This window comes from Streptomyces venezuelae (assembly GCF_008642315.1).
Taxonomy (GTDB): Bacteria; Actinomycetota; Actinomycetes; order Streptomycetales; family Streptomycetaceae; genus Streptomyces; species Streptomyces venezuelae_D.
This window is the reverse complement of record NZ_CP029192.1, coordinates 7,801,317-7,821,197: the sequence shown is the minus strand read 5'-3', so window position 1 is coordinate 7,821,197 and position 19,881 is coordinate 7,801,317. Positions and strand designations below refer to the sequence as shown.

Sequence of the window (19,881 nt, the reverse complement as noted above, 5' to 3'; positions counted from 1 at the left end):
GGGGAGGGAAAGCGACGACGTCGCTAGCGGTCGTCCTTCTCGCCCCGTGCCTGCAGAACCCGCCCCACCATCGGATGCGTACGCACCAGCTCGCCCAGCGTCGTCGAGCCTCGCGTGATCCTCGCGAACGCGTTCCACGCGGGCCGGAAGCCGGTGATCGCCGTGTGCAGCATGCCGGGGCGACGCTCGAAGGCCTTGAGCATGCGACGGCCGACGCTCATCTCCACGCCGAGCCCCGCCTTGATGGCGAAGGCGTAGTTCAGGGCCTGGCGGCGCGCGTCGACCGCGTCGTGCGCCTCGGCGATCCGCACCGCCCACTCCCCCGCGAGGCGCCCGGAACGCAGCGCGAAGGAGATGCCCTCGCGGGTCCACGGCTCCAGGAGGCCCGCCGCGTCGCCGCAGACCAGGACACGGCCGCGGGAGAGCGGCGAGTCGTCGGCACGGCAGCGCGTCAGATGCCCGGAGGAGATGCTGGGCTCGAAGCCGGCGAGACCGAGCCGGGCGATGAAGTCTTCCAAATACCGCTTGGTCGCCGCCCCTTCACCACGGGCGGAGATCACGCCGACGGTGAGGGTGTCGCCCTTGGGGAACACCCACCCGTAACTTCCCGGCATGGGGCCCCAGTCGATGAGGACGCGCCCGGCCCAGTCCTCGGCGACGGTCTCGGGCACCGGGATCTCGGCCTCCAGACCGAGGTCGACCTGGTCGAGCTTCACGCCGACGTGCGCGCCTATGCGGCTCGCGCTGCCGTCGGCGCCGACCACGGCGCGTGCCAGGACCGTCTCGCCACCCTGCAGCACCACGGCGACGGTCCGCCGGTCGGGCACCTCGGTGCCGTGCTGCTCCACGCGCGCGACAGTGACGCCGGTGCGCAGCTCGGCGCCGGCCTTCTGCGCGTGCTCGACGAGCTGCTGGTCGAACTCGGGGCGGTTGATCAGGCCGAACAGCATCTGCCGGGAGCGGCGGGTGCGGCCGAACTTGCCGTCGAGGGTGAACGTCACCGCGTGCACCCGGTCGCGCAGCGGCAGCTCGAAGCCGGGCGGCAGGGAGTCCCGCGAGGGGCCGATGATGCCGCCGCCACACGTCTTGTACCGGGGAATGTCGGCCTTCTCCAGGAGGAGGACCGTGCGTCCCGCGACCGCTGCCGCATAGGCCGCCGAGGCCCCCGCAGGGCCGGCTCCGACCACGACGACGTCCCACACGTGCCGGGTGTCGTCCGCTGAGTTCTCGCTGCTCACGTTGGTCTACCGCTCCTGATCCCGCTGTTGGCCGCGCTTTCCCCCGGCATCCTACGGCGGACCCTCTCGGGTTCCGCCTGTGGGAGGATCACATGTACTCACACGTACAACGTCGCACCCACGAGGAGCGTGCCCATGTCGCCGAATCCGATCGCCGAGACCGTCGCCTCACTGATGCCGAGGGCGAAGGCGGAGCTCACCGAACTGGTGGCCTTCAAGTCGGTGGCGGACTTCGATCAGTTCCCGAAGAGCGAGAGCGAGGCCGCCGCCGGCTGGGTGGCGGACGCGCTGCGCGCCGAGGGCTTCCAGGACGTGTCGCTGCTCGACACCCCGGACGGCACGCAGTCGGTGTACGGCTTCCTGCCGGGCCCCGAGGGCGCGCCGACGGTCCTCCTCTACGCCCACTACGACGTTCAGCCGCCGCTCGACGAGGCCGCGTGGGCGACCCCGCCGTTCGAGCTGACGGAGCGCGACGGCCGCTGGTACGGCCGGGGCAGCGCCGACTGCAAGGGCGGCGTCATCATGCACCTGCTCGCGCTGCGCGCCCTGAAGGCGAACGGCGGCGTGCCGGTGCACGTGAAGGTGATCGCGGAGGGCTCCGAAGAGCAGGGCACGGGCGGCCTCGAGCGGTACGCGGAGGCCCACCCCGACCTCCTGTCGGCCGACACCATCGTCATCGGTGACGCGGGCAACTTCCGCGTCGGCCTGCCGACGGTGACGTCGACGCTGCGCGGCATGACGCTCGTACGCGTCAGTGTCGACACCCTCGAAGGGAACCTGCACTCCGGCCAGTTCGGCGGCGCCGCCCCGGACGCGCTCGCCGCGCTGGTGCGCGCGCTGGACTCGCTGCGCGCCGAGGACGGCTCGACGACGATCGACGGCCTGACGAGCGACGCCGTCTGGGACGGGCTGCAGTACGAGGAGAGCGACTTCCGCAGGGACGCGAAGGTCCTCGACGGGGTGGGGCTCATCGGCGAGGGCACGGTCGCCGACCGCATCTGGGCGCGCCCCGCCGTCACGGTCCTCGGCATCGACTGCCCGCCGGTGATCGGCGCGACGCCGTCGGTGCAGGCGGCCGCACGGGCGCTGATCAGCCTGCGGGTGCCGCCGGGCGTGGACGCGGCCGAGGCGACGAAGCTGCTCCAGGCGCATCTGGAGTCGCACACTCCGTGGGGTGCGCAGGTGCGGACGGAGCAGATCGGGCAGGGGCAGCCGTTCCGCGCGGACACGACGAGCCCGGCGTACGCGGCGATGGCCGAGGCCATGGGTGAGGCCTACCCCGGCGAGGAGATGCAGTACGCGGGGCAGGGCGGCTCGATCCCGCTCTGCAACACCCTCTCGTCGCTCTACCCGAGCGCGGAGATCCTGCTGATCGGCCTGAGCGAGCCGGAGGCGCAGATCCACGCGGTCAACGAGAGCGTGTCGCCCGAGGAGTTGGAGCGACTCTCGGTGGCGGAGGCGCTGTTCCTCCAGAAGTACGCGGCGAACTGAGCACGGTCCGCCGACCGGCGCGCCGCTGACGACTTGCGCGCGCCGCTGGCAGCGCATTCGGGCTCTGGTCGACGACCTTTCCGCGTGCGTGCGGCGTCAGTTCCCGCTCGTGCGCAGGAAGGTGTCGAGCCGGTCGGCGAAGCCCGGTGCCGCGGCGACGAAATGCCCGGCGCCGGGATGTACGGTGCGCTCGCCGCCGAGCGTGACCGCGAGGGCGTCACAGATCCGCTCGTGGGCGGCCGCGTGGCCCCCCGACGCGACGAGCACCGGCACTCGGGCCTGGCGGACGAGGTCGAGTCGCGGCCGCGCCCTGCTGGGCAACCGGGCCCCGTGCGCCCGACGGACACCGGCGACCACGCCGTCCGGGAGCGGTCCGTCGTCGACGGGGGCGCCCGCCAGGCGCAGGAACTCCCGCAGCTCGGCGGGGTCCGTGTCCATTCCCTGAGTCAGGACCGTGTCACCGAGGCGCTCCAGCCGTGCCACGTCGGGATCGTCCGGGACGAGGAAGGCGAGGGGCGGCTCGATGAGGGTGAGCGAGCGCACGCTGTCCGGCGCGGCCGCGACGGCGGCCAATGCCCCGAGCGTGCCGTAGGAGTGGGCGACGACGTGCGGGCGGCCGACGAGCAGCGGCGCCAGGTCCTGGGCGTCCACTTCGTAGTCCTGCCTCGTCCGTGGTGCCGGGCTCGGCGGATAGCCGCGCCGATGGACGTACGCCAGCGTCCAGCGGTCGCCCAGCGCGGACAGCGCGCCCCACGTCGTCCGCGGCCCGGCGCCCCCGTGCACGAGCAGGACCTCCGGCCCCGACCCGGCGCGCACCACCACGACTTCGTCCACGGGGCGAGAGCATAACGGCCGCACCCGATCCCGTGAGGCCGGGCCCTGGGACGGAACCGGGGCTGGGGCCGGGCCCGGGGCCTGGGCGCAGAGGCAGACCCTTCGCGACGGCTATCCGCGGAGCGGGACGCCGGCCTCCAGGTAGAGCGTGGCGCCGCGTTCGCGTGCGCGGAGCGCCCAGCGCAGCCGCTCGTAGCGCACGGCGGGCAGCAGGTCGGCCGCTTCCTGTTCGGTGACGAAGCGCCAGTCGCGGAGCTCGGGTCCCGGCAGGAGCATGCGGACCGCGCCGCTGTCGAGCCGTCCGCCGTCGAAGAGGAAGCGCATCCCTCCGTAGCCCGGCGGGTTCGGCGGTTCCCAGTCGGCGACCAAGAGGGGCGGGGTGCCGGTGAGCTGGATGCCGGTCTCCTCGGCGACCTCGCGCACGCCCGCGCGTACGGGCGCCTCGCCGGGCTCGACGACGCCGCCTGGGAACTCCCAGCCGGCCTTGTACGTGGGGTCGACGAGCAGCACCCGGTCCTGCTCGTCGAAGAGCAGCACCCCGGCGGCGAGGGTCTCGGCGGTGGGTTCCGGTGTCTGCACGATGTCGCAGACGGGCGCGGCGCCGTTGCGGACGGCCTCGGCGAGGCGTTCGGCGGTCTCGAAGGGCGTGAGGACGCTGGTGTCGACGACGTGGGCGTCGCGGTCGATCCAGTCCGCGCGGGCCGCGCGGTAGGGCTCGACGTGGTCGAAGGCCCACTGCCGCACCCGGAGTTCGCTGTCGGGCTCCGGCGGCACGGGGCGGCCGGATATCCGCTCGCGCAGGATCGTTTCGTCGGGTGCGAGCAGAACGTGGTGGACGCTGATCCTGCGTGCCGCCAGACCTCCGAAGATCTCGTCGCGGTACTCCTGGCGCAGCAGCGTCATCGGCACCACGAGGACGCCGCCGACCTCGGCGTGCAGCGCGGCCGCGGTGTCGATGACCAGACGGCGCCAGATCGGCAGGTCCTGATAGTCGTTCACCTCGTCGAGGCGCTTGGGCGGCAGGAGGTAGGGAAGGGTGCCGCCGATGACCTCGGGGTCGAAGAGTGTGCTGTTCGGGATCAGCTCGATCAGTTCCCGTGCGGCGCTCGTCTTCCCCGCGCCGAACGCACCATTGATCCAGACGATCACGGTTCCCCCTCTTCTGTTGGCCCCCTGTGGCTTGCCCGCAACACCCTGCCATGGAAACCCGGCCCTGATGGGAGTGGAACCGCCCGTGGCTCTCAGGTTTCGCGCCGCACGCTGCTCGTCAAGGGGATCGACGCAACTTCACCCCAAGGTGTGGCGTCGCCCTTCCGTGAATCGTTCCCGCACTGCAAGGCGCATCCACCCCCGCTAGCGTTTTCCCCTGCAGGCCCCCCAGTCCCCGGGCGCCTCTCGTAACTGGCACTCCCGTTGCGCCGCACTCCCTCGGGAGCATGTCGGCGCCGGCGCTGGGGGGATTATGCGGCAGCACGAACTCAAGGCATTCACGCGCGAGGACTCCGATCAACCTCCGCGGGTGTACGGACTCGACCACGCGATAGTGATCGAACTCAACGGAGAGATCGACCTGGTGGCCTACCAGCGCACCGTCGCGCTGATGGACGCCGTGACCGCGGGCCCCGAGCCCGTCGTGGTCGTCGACCTGAGCCGGATCACGTTCATCGACTGCTCCGGGCTCTCCCTGCTCATGCGGGCGCACCGGAGGGTGACGGCGCGAGGCGGGCGCTTCTGCCTCGTCTGTTCGCACCGGTTGACACTGCGCATGCTGAGCGTCACGAAGCTCACGGCGGCGCTGTCACCGGCGCCGACGCTCAGCGCGGCACTCATCGACCCGCCCGAGCACGGGGCTGGCTGAAGTCCCGCGTCACCTCGTGGTGCGACTGGTAGTGCTCGCGCCAACTCGGCGTCGCCGCACCGCCCATGACGGTCATCACGACGTCATGGGCGAGGGTGTCGGTCACGGGCAGGTGGCCGAAGAGGACCCGGTGGTAGGTCGGGGCTCCGAGCATGTCCAGGAGCAGATCGATGTCGGCGTCGGGCCGGATGTCACCGCGCTCGACGCCTCGCCGTAGGGCCGCCTCCGTGGTGGCCCTCCTGGGGTGGAAGATCGTCTCGGTGAAGACGCGGTCCAGAGCGGGGTCGTCGGCGAGGTCGGCCATGAGCGCGGGCAGCGTACGCCGGCCGAGGCTTCCTCCGAAGGCCCGGCTGAGGGTGTCGATGCCTTCGATCAGGTCGCAGTGCGTGCAGCCCGTGTCCGGCGTGGGCGCCGTGCCCATCGTGTCGGCCAGCGCCGCGATGACGAGGTGCTGCCTGGACGGCCAGCGGCGCCGGATGGCGGGCTTGGTCGTACCGGCGCGGCGGGCCACCGCTTCCATCGTCAGTCCCGGGTAGCCCGCCTCCTCCAACAGCTCCTGAGTCGCCGTCAGGATCGCCTCGTCGAGCCGGGTGTCGCGGGGGCGGCCGGCGGGGCGGGCTTCCGGGGCGGTGCGGGTGGCGCGGCCTTCGGGGAGCACGGGGTCGGGGGTTGCCATGGGGCCGAGTATAGGTAGCATGACGTTTCGTTCCGGTCCGGATCGAAACGTAATGGGAGGGGTTGCCTTGCCCGAGCAGGCGGACACCACGGGCGCCATGGGCGCTGGGGACATCACCGGCGCCATGGGCGCTGGGGACATCACGGACACCACTGGCACGGTGGACGCCATTGCCCCCACTGATGCCACTCACGGCACCGATGGCACCGACGCCACCCGCGAAAGCGTCTTACGCGCGCCTCACGCCGCCCTGACCTGGGGCATCGTGCTCTCGGTCGGGCTCGTGGCCTTCGAGTCGATGGGCGTGGCCACCGTGCTGCCCGAGATCGCGGGCAGACTCGGCGGCCTCGGTGCGTACGGCTGGGGCCTGTCCGCGCTGATGCTCGCCAACCTCATCGGCACCGTCGCCGCGAGCCGCGCCGCCGACCGGCGCGGCCCCGCTCGCCCGCTGGCCCTCGGCCTCTCCGTCTTCGCCGTCGGCTGCGCGCTGGCCGGGTCGGCGCCCGACTGGCCGCTGTTCCTCACCGGACGCTTCCTGCAAGGGCTGGGCGTGGGCGCCGTCATGGCGCTCGCGTACACCGCGATCGCGCTGGCCTACCCGCAGCGGCTGCGCGCCCGGATGTTCGCGCTCGTGTCGGGCGGCTGGACCGTCCCCTCGCTGATCGGGCCGACGATCGCCGCGCTCGTATCCGACCACGTGTCGTGGCGGGGCGTGTTCGTGCTCCTCCTTCCGCTGGTGGCCTTGGCGGCCGCGCTCGCCCTGCCGCCGCTGCGTCGTCTCGGTGGGCCCGAGCGGGTGCCTGCGGCGGACCGCGGGCCGTGGTGGTCCACGCCGACAGCGCGCAGCGTGCTGCTCGCCGCGGGCACGGGAGTTCTCCTGGCCGGCCTCGAACTGCGCCAACCGGCCTTGCTGGCCGTACTGGTACTGGCCGGCGGCGCCGCGGCCGTCATGGCGCTGCGCTCGGTCACTCCGGCCGGCACGCTCAGCGCGCGACGAGGTGTGCCGACGGGTGTCGTCCTGCGCTTCCTGCTCTGCGGCGCGTACTTCGGGAGCGAGGCGTTCCTGCCGCTGGGCCTGGTCGAGCTGCGGGGGCTGAGCGCGACGGAGGCGGGGCTCGGGCTTTCGGCGGGTGCGATCACATGGGTGCTCGGCGCGGCCTGGCAGGGCAGGGCCGACAGCCGCTGGAGCGGGCGGTCGCGGGCGGTGCCGATCGGGGCGGGGTTCGCGGTGCTGCTCGTCGGCATCGTGGTGATGGCGCTGGGCGTGCTGGTCGACGCGACGCCTTCGTTGACGGCTGTGGCGGGCTGGGCGATCGGTGGCGCGGGGATGGGCGTCGCCTTCAACGCGGCGACCACCGACACCATGGAACAGGCTCCGGCGGACCGGCAGGGCGAGGCGAGCGGCGCGATGCAGCTCGCGCAGACGCTGGCGGTCGCGGTGCTCACCGGCCTCGGCGGCGCGGCGGTGGCACTGTCGGACGCGCAGGGGTCGTCGGTGTCCGCGGCGCTCACGGCGACGTTCTCGCTGACGGCGGTGGCGGCGCTGGCGGGGGCTTTGACGGCGCGGCGGATCAGGGTGCGGGCGGGGTGATTCGGCGCTCCGGCGGCGTGTGCGGGAGCGGGGGCGTCCGTCCTGTTCACGGGCCTACGCTGACGCGATGATTCATGTACGAGAGATGGATGAGGCCGACATCGCGGCCGTCTCGGCGATACGTGTCCGGGGGTGGCAGTCGGCGTACGCGGGAATCGTTCCTCGGACGTATCTGGACGCGATGACGGTCGAGGGCGACACGGCCCAACGACGGCGGATGCTCTCCCACCCGCGCCGCGCCTTCCGGGACCTGGTGGCGGTCGACGAGCGCGGTGACACGGTGGGATGGGTCTGCTTCGGGCCGTGCCGGAGTGAGGTGTCCGCCGCGGGGCCGACGGGTGCGCGGATGCGGTTCGGTGAGGTCTACGCCCTGTACGTCTCGCCCGAACTGACGGGCCGGGGCATCGGCGGCAGGCTCCTCGAGGAGGCGCACGTGCAATTGAAGGTCCAGGGTTTCGAGGCGTCGGCGTTGTGGGTTGCTTGCCGACAACCGACGAGCCCGACGTTTCTACGAGCGTGCGGGCTACGAGGCGGACGGCGCCACGCAGGACGACGTCTACGACGAGGTCACCCTCACGGAACTCCGCCTCCGACGCGTGCTGTGAGCCCGGCCGCGAACATGGCGGACACTCATCCCTTCTCCCACACGGGAACCGACGGCAATCCCAGTGCCGCGCGAGCGCGGTCGGTGATCTCCTGCGCCGGCGCCGTCTTGCCCCGCGAGTACTCGCCCGCGCCCGTACTGGCGGCGGCGGTCGCCCACTTGAGCTGCGCGTAGCAGCGGGCGTCCTCAGGATGGGTGCCCAGGTGGTCCCGGAAGATGCGCTGGTTACCGGTGGGCCAGCTCTCCTGGGTCACCACGTGCAGGATGTGGCTGCGGGCCCCGCCGTCCGCACGGACGTACAACTGCCGGTCCGTCATCCCGTTGTCGTGCGGGTGGTACCCGATTCTGCGAGCGCCGGCCGGTGGGTGGCGGCGCACGTGAGGTCGTGGACGGCGGCCATCAGGTCGATGACGGGTTTGGCCGCGAGGCCCGGGACGGCGGTCGAGCCGATGTGCTCGACCTCCACGAACAGCCCGGGTGCTGCTGCCCGGAGAGCCTCGATGGCTTCGACAGCTTGCCGGGACCAGCTCGGGTCGTAGTCAGCGATGTGAACGGCGCTTGGCTCTGTCACACCGGTCATCCTGCTCAACGCCCCCTACGACGTCCACCGGCACCGCCCCCCTCACCCCGCACGCACGGAACGGCTCACCGGGGAGTGACCGTGATCGTCACGGACACCTCCCCCGGGCCCGCCGGCCTGGTCCAGGGCCGGGTCAGCACCGTCGGCAGTCTGCCCTTCGTGAGGGCGAAGCGCGGCAGCGACACGTCGTACGCGTCGGCTATCGCGCGCAGGGCACGCCTCTCGTCCGAGCGGTCGGGGGCCGGTCCTGCCGGGTCCGGGAACAGGTGATCGGGCGAGAGCTCCGCGGGGAGGTCGCCCCATTGGACGCGGTTCGCCCGGTGGACCGTGAAGCCGTAGCACTCCTCGCCGTCCTCGGCGCAGGCGAAGTGGAACAGGCCGCCCTCCCGCCAGACCGTGAGCGCGCGGGTGCCGCGTGACAGTTCGGTACCCGGGTGGGTGAGACGGTCGGGGTTGTGGCCGAGCATGCGGTGCGACTCGAAGGCGAAACTCCAGCGGTCCACGGCGTCCCTCTGTGGCATGGCACCTGCTGCCGGGCCCACGGCACCTATGCGGGCCATGGGGCCACGACGCTCCCGCTGCCACGCGTACTGAAGCTCGAACACCTCCGCCTCGTTCGCCACCGGCTCCACCTCCCCTGCCCCGAACCGCTCCGCAAGTTCCTCGGGGCGCGCCCCCTCCACCAGGACGAACCGGTAGGCGTCGCGGCGGAGCCCGCCCGTGCCGCCCGCCGCGCACGCCTCATCCGCCAGCCAAGCGAGCCCGTCCTGCACGCTCTCGACCGTGGCCGCAGGCACCGGCACCGCCTCCCCCTGCCCGGCCCGAGGGATGCGCAGCAGCTCACGGCCCCGCTCCGGCGTGATCACCGGACCGAGCACCGGATCACCGAGCAGCCCGAACGGTGCCACGTGGTCGTCCGTGTACGGCTCCCACCTCGGGACGGCGCCCGCGATCACCCGCCAGGCGCCGTCCGTGTCGCCCCAGCGCGCCAGCTCCCTGGCCTCCTTGACGGCATGCCCGAAGGCACCCGGTGACGCGTACTCGTACGTACGGCCCTTGATCTGCTCCAGCACCACCTCGGCCCGCTCCCTGTCCGACGCGTAATCGTCGGTCACGGGGCCCAGCACGAAGCGGTCGTCCGTCCGGCCCTCGCGCAGGTGACCCCGGATCCTCGTCGGCAGCACCTCGCCCGCGTACAAGGGGTCGTCCATACGAGGGTCCACGGGCACCCAACCGTGTCCCTGGAGCAGCGCCCGGAGCTGGGCGTCCAGGAGTCGCGCCCGCGGTCTGCCGAGGTCGGCCGCCTCGCCGAGGACGGTGAGCGCGTCGTCCAACTCGCCTCGCAGGCAGGCGAGTCTGGCCTCTTCCACCCGCCCGTCGAGCTCGCGGGTCACCGCGTTCTCGAAACCGGGGTCATGACCGCCCGAGCGATAAACGTCCCTGTACATCTCTTCCATGAACACGCGGAACGACTCGTACCGTTCGGGTTCGTCGCCGCTCCACCCATGGTGTACGTAGACCGGCCATTCCCCGTCCTCGCCCACATCTCCCGGGTCGAGCAGCACGTCGGTCATGTCGGAGTCGAGCGACAGCTGCAACGCCCGCCCCCACATGCCGGCTTGCCGCACCTCGTGTTCGCCCGCGTTCTCGCCCAGGTTCCGCTCGCACACCTTCTGCAGATCGAACGGGTCCCCGTACGGCACGATGTCGTCCGCTCCGGCCAGCAGATAGACGGAACCCCCCGCGTACCGCCAGCCGTTCGTCACCTCGAGGAAGGAGCGGAGGGAAGGAGGCAGCGGCGCCGCGATCCCCCACCCGCGCACGCGCTCCTCCAACGCGGCCATCCGCGCCGGACCGGCCGGACCGAACCCCAGCCAACGGTTCCGGACGATGTCCTCGTCCAGCTCCTCGAACTCCTCCGGCTCGCTCTCGGCGAGCGCGTCCAGCCACTCCCCGCTCCACCGCTCGAGCCACGGCCCCCACTCGAAGATCTCCATGCCTGCCATCGTGGCAGCCGCCACTGACAATTGCCGCTGGCGTCGGGGTCGGTGGGCGCCCGACGCCAGCGGCTGCCCCGCGGCACAGGGCCGTGCCCGGTCGGGGGAGGCCGGGTACGTCCCTGCGTCAGATACTTCGTCGGCGGGGGCGGTCCTGGATGCAGCGGTTCTGGATGTGGCCGATTTGCAGGCATCGTCCCCGCTTCCTCCTCCTCAAGTCCGGCGAATCGCCCTGCTCCGCGAAATACTGCAGCAACCGAACACAACCGAACGCGCGGATGGGATCCCACTCCCACCAGGCACCGCCGTCAACGCTTCCGGCGCCAGACAACCGAACCCGTACCGCTCCTCTTCCAACAGAGTCCAACAAGCCCTACCGTAAGCGCGCGTGTGACACGTCCGTGCAAGCTCCTCTCACCCCCCATCTCTCGCGACTACGCAGGTACGCGAGTACGGAGGAACCTAACGATGCGTCATCTCCCAGACCGCACGACCCGTATGGCCCGTACGAGAGTTCGTACGGGCATTCGTACGAGAGCGGTCGGATCACTGACCGCCGCTCTGCTCTGCGCCGCAGGGCTCGCGACGCCCGCGGCGACGGCAAGTGGCGCCACCCCGCCCGCCGCCCCTTCCGCGAAGCTCCCCGACGGCCTCGCCCTCACCCCGCCCATGGGGTTCAACAACTGGAATTCCACCCACTGCCGGGCGGAGTTCGACGAGGCGATGGTCAAGGGAATCGCGGACATCTTCGTCGAGAAAGGCCTCAAGGACGCCGGCTACCAGTACGTCAATCTCGACGACTGCTGGGCGCTGCCGCAACGCGACGCGAACGGCAAGCTGGTGCCCGACCCCGTCCGTTTCCCCAACGGGATCAAAGCGGTCGCCGACTACGTTCACTCCAAAGGCCTGAAACTCGGCATCTATACGAGCGCGGGCACCAAGACCTGCAATTCCGCGGGCTTCCCCGGCGCGCTCGGCCATGAGCGCAGCGACGCCCGGCAATTCGCCGACTGGGGCGTCGACTATCTCAAGTACGACAACTGCAACAACCAAGGTGTCGACGCCAAGCAGCGGTACATCGCCATGCGCGACGCCCTGAAGGCCGCCTCCGAGAGCACCGGCAGGCCCATCGTCTACAGCATCTGCGAGTGGGGCGAGAACAAGCCGTGGGAGTGGGCGGCGGACGTCGGCCACCTCTGGCGCACCACCGGTGACATCAGCGACAACTGGGGCTCCATGTTGTCGATCATGAAGCGGAACCTGCCGCTCGCGAAGTACGCGGGGCCGGGCCACTGGAACGACCCCGACATGCTCGAAGTCGGCAACGGCGGCATGACGGACACCGAGTACCGCACCCACTTCTCGATGTGGTCGATCATGGCCGCGCCCCTGCTCATCGGCTCCGACCTGCGCAAGGCCACCCCCGAGACCTTCGAGATCCTCGGCAACAAGGAAGTCATCGCCGTCGACCAGGACCCGCTGGGCAAACAGGGCGAGGTCGTCTCGTCACAGGGCGGACGCTGGGTCGTCGCCAAGGAGATGAAGGACGGCAGCCGCACCGTCGCCCTCTTCAACGAGACCGGCAGCCCGCAGACCGTCGCCACGACGGCGAAGGCGGTCGGGCTGCCCGACGCCGACGCGTACGCGCTGCGCGACCTGTGGCAGCACAAGAGCTACAACACGGCGGGCCGGATCGCGGCCACCGTTCCCGCGCACGGCACCGTACTGCTGCGCGTCTCCGCCGACGGCAAGTGGGCGCACCACCCGCCGGCCACCGAACTCGGCCTGAAGGGCGGCCTGTACGTGGAGGCCGGCAAGTCCGCCGACGTCACCTCCGAGGTCACCAACCTGGGCCGCACGGCCGCACAGCGGGTCTCCGTGACGCTCGGTGCGCCCTCCGGGTGGACCGTGAAGGCCACCTCGCCCAGCACGGCGCGCTCGCTGCGGACCGGCAAGTCGCTCGCCACGTCCTGGGCCGTCACCGCGCCGCCCGGCACGAAGCCGGGTTCGTACGACCTGCGACTCAAGGCCACGTACCGCTCGCCGAAGGGCGTCCGCGCGGAGACGGTGCTGCCGCTCACCGCCCAGGTGGTCGTGGCGCCCCCGGCCGGCACCTCGCTCCTCGGCGACCTGCCCTGGCTGTCGGCGACCAACGGCTGGGGCCCCGTGGAGCGCAACACCAGCAACGGAGAGAGCGGCCTCGGTGACGGCCGCCCGATCACCATCGGCGGCAAGGTGTACGCGAAGGGGCTCGGCGTGCACGCGGAGAGCACCGTCGAGTACTACACCGGAGCGGCCTGCGAGAAGGTCACCGCGCAGGTCGGCGTCGACGACGAGACGATCGTGAAGGGCACGGTGGCCTTCGAGATCTGGGCGGACGGCAGGAAGGCCGCCTCGACCGGAGTGCTCACCAACGCCATGCCCGCGCAGGAACTCTCCGCGGACGTGAGCGGCACCCAGGTCGTCCGCCTCGTCGTCATGGACGGCGGCGACGGCATCGACTCCGACCACGGCGACTGGGCGGAGGCCACGCTGAGCTGTTAGGGCGCCGGAAGTCCCGCCTGCCCCGCGGCGTCCGGGCGGACGACGGGACTTCCGACACAGGCCCTAGCGCCCGGCGGCGGGAGCCGCCAGGCGTGCCGCCGCGCTCGGCTCCAGGTCGAGGGCGGCCGCGGCGGCGCCCACCAGGCCCGCGTCCGTGCCCATCACCGCGGGCGTCACGGTCAGTTGGCGTACGAAGGACAGCGTGGCGTAGTCCCGCAGGGCGCGGCGCAGTGGGGTGAAGAGTACGTCGCCCGCCTTCCCCACGCCCCCGCCGATCACCGCGATGTCGATCTCGACGAGCGTGGCCGTGGCGGCGATCCCCGCGGCCAGCGCCTGCGCCGCCCGTTCGAAGGAGGCGAGCGCGACGGGGTCCCCGGCACGGGCGGCGGTCGCCACCGCGGCCGCCGACGTGTCGCCGTCGGCGCCGGGGAGCCAGCCGCCTTCGATGGCGCGACGCGCGATGTTCGGGCCACTGGCTATCCGCTCGACACAGCCCCGCGCCCCGCACGGGCACGCGTCGCCGTCGAGGTCCACGCTGATGTGGCCGATGTGTCCCGCGTTGCCGGTCGGGCCCGCGTGCAGCTTGCCGCCGAGGACGAGGCCGCCGCCGACGCCCGTCGACACGACCATGCACAGCGCGTTGTCGTGGCCGCGTGCCGCACCCTGCCAGTGTTCGGCGGCGGTCATCGCCACGCCGTCGCCGACCAGGACGACGGGGAGTCCGCCGGTCGCCGCGCGGACACCGTCGACCAGCGGATAGTCGCGCCAGCCGGGCACGTTGACCGGGCTGACCGTGCCCGCGGAGGCGTCCACCGGGCCCGCGCTGCCGATGCCCACGGCTGTCGCGCGCCCCCACAGGTCACTGGAGGCCAGCTCGCCGAGGACCTCCTCGACCGCCCGCATCACCGTGTCGCCGTCCTCGCGCGCGGGCATGGGCCGCTGCGCGCGCAGGAGGATACGGCCGCGCCCGTCCACCAGGGCTCCGGCGATCTTGGTGCCGCCGATGTCGAGTGCGGCGACGAGGTCCATGTGCATCTGTGTCGGGTCTCCTGGTGTATCGGCAGGCCGGAGAGAGTGCGAAGGTCAGTCTCCCTTGCATCTGACAACGTTGTCCAGGCCCTATGCTCGACGCCACATGCTCTTGCGGGGCCTCACGAACGGCCGTGGAGGCCGCGCGAGGAGCTCGTGGACGACTTCGTGGACGACAGGACAGGACAGCGCACCGTGGCCGAGACCGCCGCCCGACGACCCGAGAACCGTTACGGCAACCGGCCGACCATGAAGGACGTCGCCGCGCGCGCGGGGGTCGGCCTGAAGACCGTCTCACGCGTCGTGAACGGCGAGCCCGGCGTCACCCCGGACACCGAGCGCCGGGTGCAGGAGGCGATCGATGCCCTGGGCTTCCGTCGTAACGACAGCGCACGCGTGCTGCGCAAGGGGCGTACCGCCAGCATCGGCCTCGTACTGGAGGATCTGGCCGACCCGTTCTACGGTCCGCTGAGCCGTGCCGTCGAGGAGGTCGCGCGGGCGCACGGCGCGCTGCTCATCAACGGGTCGAGCGCGGAGGACCCGGACCGCGAGCAGGAGTTGGTGCTCGCGCTGTGCGCGCGACGCGTGGACGGGCTCGTGGTGATTCCGGCCGGGGACGACCACCGGTATCTGGAGCCGGAGATCGCCGCCGGTGTCGCCACGGTCTTCGTCGACCGGCCCGCCGGGAAGATCGACGCCGACGTGGTGCTTTCCGACAGCTTCGGCGGTGCGCGGGACGGCGTCGCGCACCTCATCGCCCACGGTCACCGCCGTATCGGCTTCATCGGCGACCAGCCGCGCATTCACACCGCCATAGAGCGCCTGCGCGGCTACCGCGCGGCGATGGAGGACGCGGACATTCCCGTCGACGAGGCGTGGGTGTCGCTCGGCGTCACCGATCCGGAGCGGGTGCGTCTGGCGGCCGAGACGATGCTGAGCGGGCCGGAACCGGTCACGGCGGTGTTCGCGGGCAACAACCGTGTGACGGTGACGGTCGTACGTGTCCTGGCCTCGCTGGATCGCCCCGTGGCCCTCGTCGGCTTCGACGACATCGAGCTCGCGGATCTGCTGGACCCCGGCGTGACCGTCGTGGCGCAGGACGCGGCGCAGCTGGGCAGGACGGCGGCGGAGCGGCTGTTCCGGCAGCTCGACGGCGCTTCGGAGGCCCCGGAGCGGGTCGAGCTGCCGACGCGGCTCATCACGCGTGGGTCGGGTGAACTGCCGCCCGCGGAGTGAGTGTCCGCCCACCCCCGTGCGCACGGAAGGAACGTCCGCCCACCCCGTGAGCACGGGCGGGCGGCAGGGCCACCAGACTGGGGCCATGGACGCAGGACTCGCCGCTCTGCTCGGTGCCGCCGTGGGCTCTCTCGCCACTCTGGGAGCCGCGCTCGTGAACGGGCGGGCGCAGGCGCGGTCACAACACGACCAATGGCGCCGTCAGCACCGCCGCGACGCCTACGCCGCCTACCTGAGCGCTCTCCACGACCGCGACATCGCCATGGACGCCGTCCTCGACGCCCTGCGTCCGGACGTCCCCGAGCTGCCGGACGTCGACGAGAAGATACGCCGCTTCATCACCCTGGCCCGCGAAGTGCACCGCGCGGTCGAAGTGGTCGTCCTCGAAGGTCCGGCTCCCGTCGTGGAGGTCGCCGAACGCGTCACCCGCGCCTCCGGCGACCTCTCGCTCGTCGTGCGACGGATGGCGGAGAACGCGCGTGCGGGTGACGACGGCCGCAGAGCCGAAGACGCCGGGCTGGCCGCCGAGCGGGAGCGCGCTCTCTACCAGGCCGTCAAGGACTTCCGCCTCGCGGCCCGCACCGCCCTCGGCAACACGGACTGACACACCGGCTCCGGTCAGGGCCAGAACACCACGGCAAGAGCGACCAGCGTGCCGAGGGCCAGCAGGCCGCCGATGACTCCGAAGACGAGGGCCACCTTCGCCGACGTGGGGCGGAGCTCCTGCCAGCCCAGTTCCCGCGCCGCTTCCCGTATCAGCCGGTGACCGTCGGCGGAGGAGAACGAGGTCCGCTCACCGCCGTCCAGGGAGCGGCCCCAGGTCCGGTAGGTGGCGCGGCCGCGCTCCACCGTGCGGCTGCCGAACTCGCCCCGCGTGCGGACGATGTCCGTCATGGTGAAGGTCTTCTCGCGCGGGTGCAGCTCTACGCGGTACGTGTGCACCTGTGTGGTGTGTCGGCCCACCTGGGGGACGTTCACCGTCATGTCGAAGCCACGCCCGGTCCGCTGCAGACGGTATGACGTGCCCGCCATGGCGGCCTGGACGCGGGCGTACAGTGTCTCGCTCATCAGCAGACCGGCAGTCCGGGCAGCGGCTTGTCGTTGTCGCCGCCCTTCAAGTAGACGTCGCTGACGAAGACGTTGGTGTTGCCGCTGTCGTCGTCCGTCTTGGCCCACCAGACGTTCGTCCACTGGCCGGACGTCTCACGGCGGCCCAGATTCTGCTGGCAGTAGAAGTAGTTGGTGCCCGCGTTCAGCGTGCCGACGCGGGCGCCGCCCGCGGTGTACGAGTTCGCGGTGCGCCACACGTCGCAGTTGTACTTGCCGCCGCCCGCCGGGTGGCAGACCGGGTCCGGCGCGGAGCCGTCCTGGGTCGGCTTGGTGGTGGCATCGGGGCGGGACGGGGTCTTGCCGCCGTCCTTGCTCTTGCCGGCGTCCCGGTCGGACGAGTCCTTGTCGCCCTTCCCGTTCCCGTCCCTCTTTCCGCCGTCCTTCGCGTCACCGGACGGCTTCGTGCGCGGCTCGCGGGGCTTCTCGTCGCCCAGCCCCGACGGCTTGGGCCGCTCCGACTCGCCGCCGAGGGGGCCGCGGCTGCCGTCGTCGTCGTTCGCTCCCGCGCCTGCCGGGGACGCGTCCTCACGGGCCTGGCCGCCTTTGTCCTCCTTGCCGTTGAGGACGGCCACGGTGGCTCCGGTCGCCGCGAGGACGACGGCGACGGCAGCGGCGGCCAGCAGCGCGCGTCCGCGGCGCGGGCGGCGCTGCGTGGAGCGCATCTCGGCGCGGGTCTCCGCACGACCGGGCGACGCGGGGCCCTGGTGTCCCACCGGAGGGGCGGGTGCCAGGGGCGGCTGCGTCACCGCGGGCGGTGGGCCGAAGCCCGGCGGCGGTGCGCTCGGAATACTGCGCTCCGTCGTCCCGTGGGGCGCCTGGGCGGGCGGCCCCGCGCTCCCGGGCTCCGCGGCCGCCACACCGGCGAGCAGCAGCCGTGCCGCGTCCGCGTCGGGGCGTGCCTGCGGGTCCTTGTCCATCAGCTGCCGCAGTACGGGAGTGAGTGGCCCCGAACGCCGCGGCTCGGGCAGCGGGTCTACGACGATCGCGGTGAGCGTGGACCATGTCGACGTACGACGGAAGGGCGATGAGCCCTCCACGGCGGCGTACAGCGTGGCGCCGAGGGCCCAGACGTCGGATGCGGGACCCGGGTCGTGGCCCTGGGCGCGCTCGGGCGCCAGGTAGTCCAGCGAGCCGACCAGTTCGCCGCTGCGGGTGAGGTGCGTGGCCGAGCCGTCGTTCGGGTCCTCCATCGTGGCGATGCCGAAGTCGGTGAGGACGACGCGTCCGCCGGTCTCCAGGAGGATGTTGCCGGGCTTCACGTCGCGGTGCAGGACGCCGACGCGGTGGGCGGCGGCCAGGGCGTCCATGACCTTGGCGCCGATGTCGGCGGCCTCGCGGGGGTCCAGGGCGCCGCGGTCGCGCAGCACGTCGTCGAGGGAGGGGCCGTCGACGAGCTCCATGACGATGAGGGGCCGTCCGTCGACCTCCGTCACGTCGTGCACGGCGACGACTCCGGGGTGACGCACGCGGGCGGCCGCGCGGGCCTCGCGCTGCATGCGCAGGCGTAGATCGGCCAGTTCGGGGCCCGCCGCGTCCGTGTACGTACGCAGTTCCTTGACCGCTACTTCGCGGTGCAGCACCTCGTCGACGGCGCGCCACACGACGCCCATGCCACCGCGGCCGAGCTGTGCCACGACGCGGTAGCGCCCGGCGAGGAGTCTGCCCGCCTCGCCCGTCTGATCCTGATCCCCCGAAAACACCGCTGCCCCGTTCCTGTCACGCCACTTTCCGTGGCGTACAGACTACGGGGCAGCAGTGACGGTCAGTGGCTGCTGTTACCGACCTGGCACGGTGCTACTTGCCGGACTTCGTCAGGTCGCCGCGGCGGGGGCCCGCGAAGCCCTGGAGGCGGGCCAGGGTGAGGCCGGTGAGGCGGGTGACCTCGCCGGCGTCGAGGGCGCCGCAGTCCAGGCCGCGCAGCAGGTAGCCGGCGAGGGCCTTGGCGGTGGCGGGCTCGTCGGCGACGTCGCCGCCCTCGTGGTGGCCCGCGTAGGCGGCGAGGCGGGCGGCGGCGGCCTCGAAGCCCTCGCGGTAGAACGCGAACACGGCGGCGTAGCGCGTCGGGATGTGGCCGGGGTGCATGTCCCAGCCCTGGTAGTAGGCGCGGGCCAGGGCGCGCCGGGTGAGGCCGTAGTGGAGGCGCCAGGCGTCGTGGACCTTCGCGGTGGAGCCGACGGGCAGGACGTTGGTGGAGCCGTCGGAGACACGTACTCCGGTGCCCGCGGCGGCGACCTGCATGACGGCCTTGGCGTGGTCGGCGGCCGGGTGGTCGCTGGCCTGGTAGGCGGCGCTCACGTGGAGGCAGGCGCTGTAGTCGAAGGTGCCGTAGTGCAGGCCGGTGGCGCGGCCCTCGGCGGCCTGGATCATGCGGGCCACGGCGGCGGTGCCGTCGGTGGCGAGGATGGACTGGCTGGTCTCGATCTGGATCTCGAAGCCGATGCGGCCGTGCTCGATGCCGCGGGCCTTCTCGAACTCCTCCAGGAGGCGCACCATCGCGGTGACCTGCTCGGGGTACGTCACCTTGGGCAGGGTCAGGACGAGGCCGTCGGGAAGGCCGCCGGCCTCCATGAGGCCGGACAGGAAGATGTCGAGGGTGCGGATGCCGCGGGCGCGCACCGCCTCTTCCATGCACTTCATGCGGATGCCCATGTAGGGGGCCGCGGTGCCGTTCTTGTAGGCCGCGGCGACGAGGCGGGCCGCGCGGGCGGCGTCCTGGTCCTCGTCGGCGCCCTTGTAGCCGTCCTCGAAGTCGATGCGCAGGTCTTCAATGGGCTCGCGCTCCAGCTTGGTGCGCACGCGCGTGTAGACGGCATCGGCGAGGTCGTCGTTCAGGCCGAGGACGGCGGCGAAGGAGGCGGCGTCCGGCGCGTGCTCGTCGAGCATCGCCAGAGCCTTGTCGCCCCAGGTGCGGATCGAGTCGGCGTCGAACTGCTCGCCGGGGACGTACACGGTGTGGACGGGCTGGCGGGTGCCTGGGTCTCCGGGGTAGCGGCGCTCGAGCTCCGCGTCCACCGGGGCGAGGGAAGCGCTGATGCCGTCGCTGACCGCGCCGGCGAGGCTCGTCGCCACCTTCTCTTGCTGACCCATTCCTGC

General features: G+C 72.1%; 16 protein-coding genes and 2 pseudogenes. 8 read left to right on the top strand and 10 right to left on the bottom strand.

The window, feature by feature from the left end; translation table 11 throughout:
• Positions 1 to 23 precede the first annotated feature (23 nt).
• Positions 24 to 1,238: a geranylgeranyl reductase family protein gene (locus DEJ48_RS34560; RefSeq protein WP_150220064.1), complete on the bottom strand. Its 1,215-nt coding sequence runs from the start codon at positions 1,236 to 1,238 to the stop codon at positions 24 to 26.
• A 135-nt stretch (positions 1,239 to 1,373) separates the two neighbouring features.
• Here DEJ48_RS34560 and DEJ48_RS34555 point away from each other — a divergent pair, with 135 nt between their 5' ends.
• Positions 1,374 to 2,729, top strand: a complete 1,356-nt coding sequence (locus DEJ48_RS34555) for a dipeptidase (protein WP_150220063.1) — start codon at positions 1,374 to 1,376, stop codon at positions 2,727 to 2,729.
• A gap of 96 nt (positions 2,730 to 2,825) precedes the next feature.
• On the opposite strand, the gene DEJ48_RS34550 is transcribed toward DEJ48_RS34555, so the two are convergent.
• A complete protein-coding gene (locus DEJ48_RS34550; RefSeq protein ID WP_150220062.1) occupies positions 2,826 to 3,563 on the bottom strand; it encodes an alpha/beta fold hydrolase in 738 nt (245 codons plus the stop codon).
• A gap of 111 nt (positions 3,564 to 3,674) precedes the next feature.
• Positions 3,675 to 4,712: an NUDIX hydrolase gene (locus DEJ48_RS34545; protein WP_150220061.1), complete on the bottom strand. Its 1,038-nt coding sequence runs from the start codon at positions 4,710 to 4,712 to the stop codon at positions 3,675 to 3,677.
• 313 nt (positions 4,713 to 5,025) lie between these two features.
• Between DEJ48_RS34545 and DEJ48_RS34540 the strand changes: the two genes are divergently transcribed.
• A complete protein-coding gene (locus DEJ48_RS34540; protein WP_150220060.1) occupies positions 5,026 to 5,421 on the top strand; it encodes an STAS domain-containing protein in 396 nt (131 codons plus the stop codon).
• On the opposite strand, the gene DEJ48_RS34535 is transcribed toward DEJ48_RS34540, so the two are convergent.
• Positions 5,390 to 6,097: a TetR/AcrR family transcriptional regulator gene (locus DEJ48_RS34535; protein WP_223832292.1), complete on the bottom strand. Its 708-nt coding sequence runs from the start codon at positions 6,095 to 6,097 to the stop codon at positions 5,390 to 5,392. The genes DEJ48_RS34540 and DEJ48_RS34535 overlap by 32 nt on opposite strands.
• A 67-nt stretch (positions 6,098 to 6,164) precedes the next feature.
• Between DEJ48_RS34535 and DEJ48_RS34530 the strand changes: the two genes are divergently transcribed.
• From DEJ48_RS34530 to DEJ48_RS40835, 3 genes and pseudogenes are all read left to right on the top strand, one after another.
• Positions 6,165 to 7,688 carry an MFS transporter gene (locus tag DEJ48_RS34530; protein ID WP_223832291.1) on the top strand — a complete coding sequence of 508 codons (1,524 nt, stop codon included), beginning with the start codon at positions 6,165 to 6,167 and terminating at the stop codon, positions 7,686 to 7,688.
• A 67-nt stretch (positions 7,689 to 7,755) separates the two neighbouring features.
• A pseudogene (locus tag DEJ48_RS40975) lies at positions 7,756 to 8,124 on the top strand (N-acetyltransferase family protein); the annotation flags it as partial.
• A gap of 40 nt (positions 8,125 to 8,164) precedes the next feature.
• Positions 8,165 to 8,293: a hypothetical protein gene (locus tag DEJ48_RS40835; protein ID WP_263399497.1), complete on the top strand. Its 129-nt coding sequence runs from the start codon at positions 8,165 to 8,167 to the stop codon at positions 8,291 to 8,293.
• Between the two features lie 25 nt (positions 8,294 to 8,318).
• Here the strand turns inward: DEJ48_RS40835 and DEJ48_RS40515 are convergent.
• Both DEJ48_RS40515 and DEJ48_RS34510 read right to left on the bottom strand, forming a co-directional pair.
• Positions 8,319 to 8,872: pseudogene (locus DEJ48_RS40515) on the bottom strand (GrpB family protein).
• 65 nt (positions 8,873 to 8,937) lie between these two features.
• A complete protein-coding gene (locus DEJ48_RS34510) occupies positions 8,938 to 10,869 on the bottom strand; it encodes an SMI1/KNR4 family protein (protein ID WP_150220057.1) in 1,932 nt (643 codons plus the stop codon).
• 468 nt (positions 10,870 to 11,337) lie between these two features.
• On the opposite strand from DEJ48_RS34510, the gene DEJ48_RS34505 reads away from it, so the two are divergent.
• Entirely contained in the window at positions 11,338 to 13,413 is a 2,076-nt protein-coding gene (locus tag DEJ48_RS34505) for an NPCBM/NEW2 domain-containing protein (RefSeq protein ID WP_150220056.1), read from the top strand.
• A 63-nt stretch (positions 13,414 to 13,476) separates the two neighbouring features.
• Here the strand turns inward: DEJ48_RS34505 and DEJ48_RS34500 are convergent, their stop codons facing one another.
• Complete coding sequence (locus DEJ48_RS34500; protein ID WP_150220055.1) at positions 13,477 to 14,448, bottom strand: ROK family protein; 972 nt, start codon at positions 14,446 to 14,448, stop codon at positions 13,477 to 13,479.
• 162 nt (positions 14,449 to 14,610) lie between these two features.
• Between DEJ48_RS34500 and DEJ48_RS34495 the strand changes: the two genes are divergently transcribed.
• Positions 14,611 to 15,678, top strand: coding sequence for a LacI family DNA-binding transcriptional regulator (locus DEJ48_RS34495; RefSeq protein ID WP_150221570.1), 1,068 nt, complete (start codon positions 14,611 to 14,613; stop codon positions 15,676 to 15,678).
• Between the two features lie 85 nt (positions 15,679 to 15,763).
• Entirely contained in the window at positions 15,764 to 16,282 is a 519-nt protein-coding gene (locus tag DEJ48_RS34490) for a proline dehydrogenase (protein ID WP_150220054.1), read from the top strand.
• Positions 16,283 to 16,296: 14 nt separating this feature from the next.
• On the opposite strand, the gene DEJ48_RS34485 is transcribed toward DEJ48_RS34490, so the two are convergent.
• From DEJ48_RS34485 to DEJ48_RS34475, 3 genes are all read right to left on the bottom strand, one after another.
• Positions 16,297 to 16,746, bottom strand: a complete 450-nt coding sequence (locus DEJ48_RS34485) for a hypothetical protein (protein ID WP_150220053.1) — start codon at positions 16,744 to 16,746, stop codon at positions 16,297 to 16,299.
• A complete protein-coding gene (locus DEJ48_RS34480; RefSeq protein WP_150220052.1) occupies positions 16,746 to 18,488 on the bottom strand; it encodes a serine/threonine protein kinase in 1,743 nt (580 codons plus the stop codon). The genes DEJ48_RS34485 and DEJ48_RS34480 overlap by 1 nt, the downstream gene beginning before the upstream one ends.
• Positions 18,489 to 18,582: 94 nt before the next feature.
• On the bottom strand, positions 18,583 to 19,875 hold the full coding sequence (locus DEJ48_RS34475) for a DUF6986 family protein (protein ID WP_150220051.1): 1,293 nt from the start codon (positions 19,873 to 19,875) through the stop codon (positions 18,583 to 18,585).
• Positions 19,876 to 19,881: the final 6 nt, after the last annotated feature.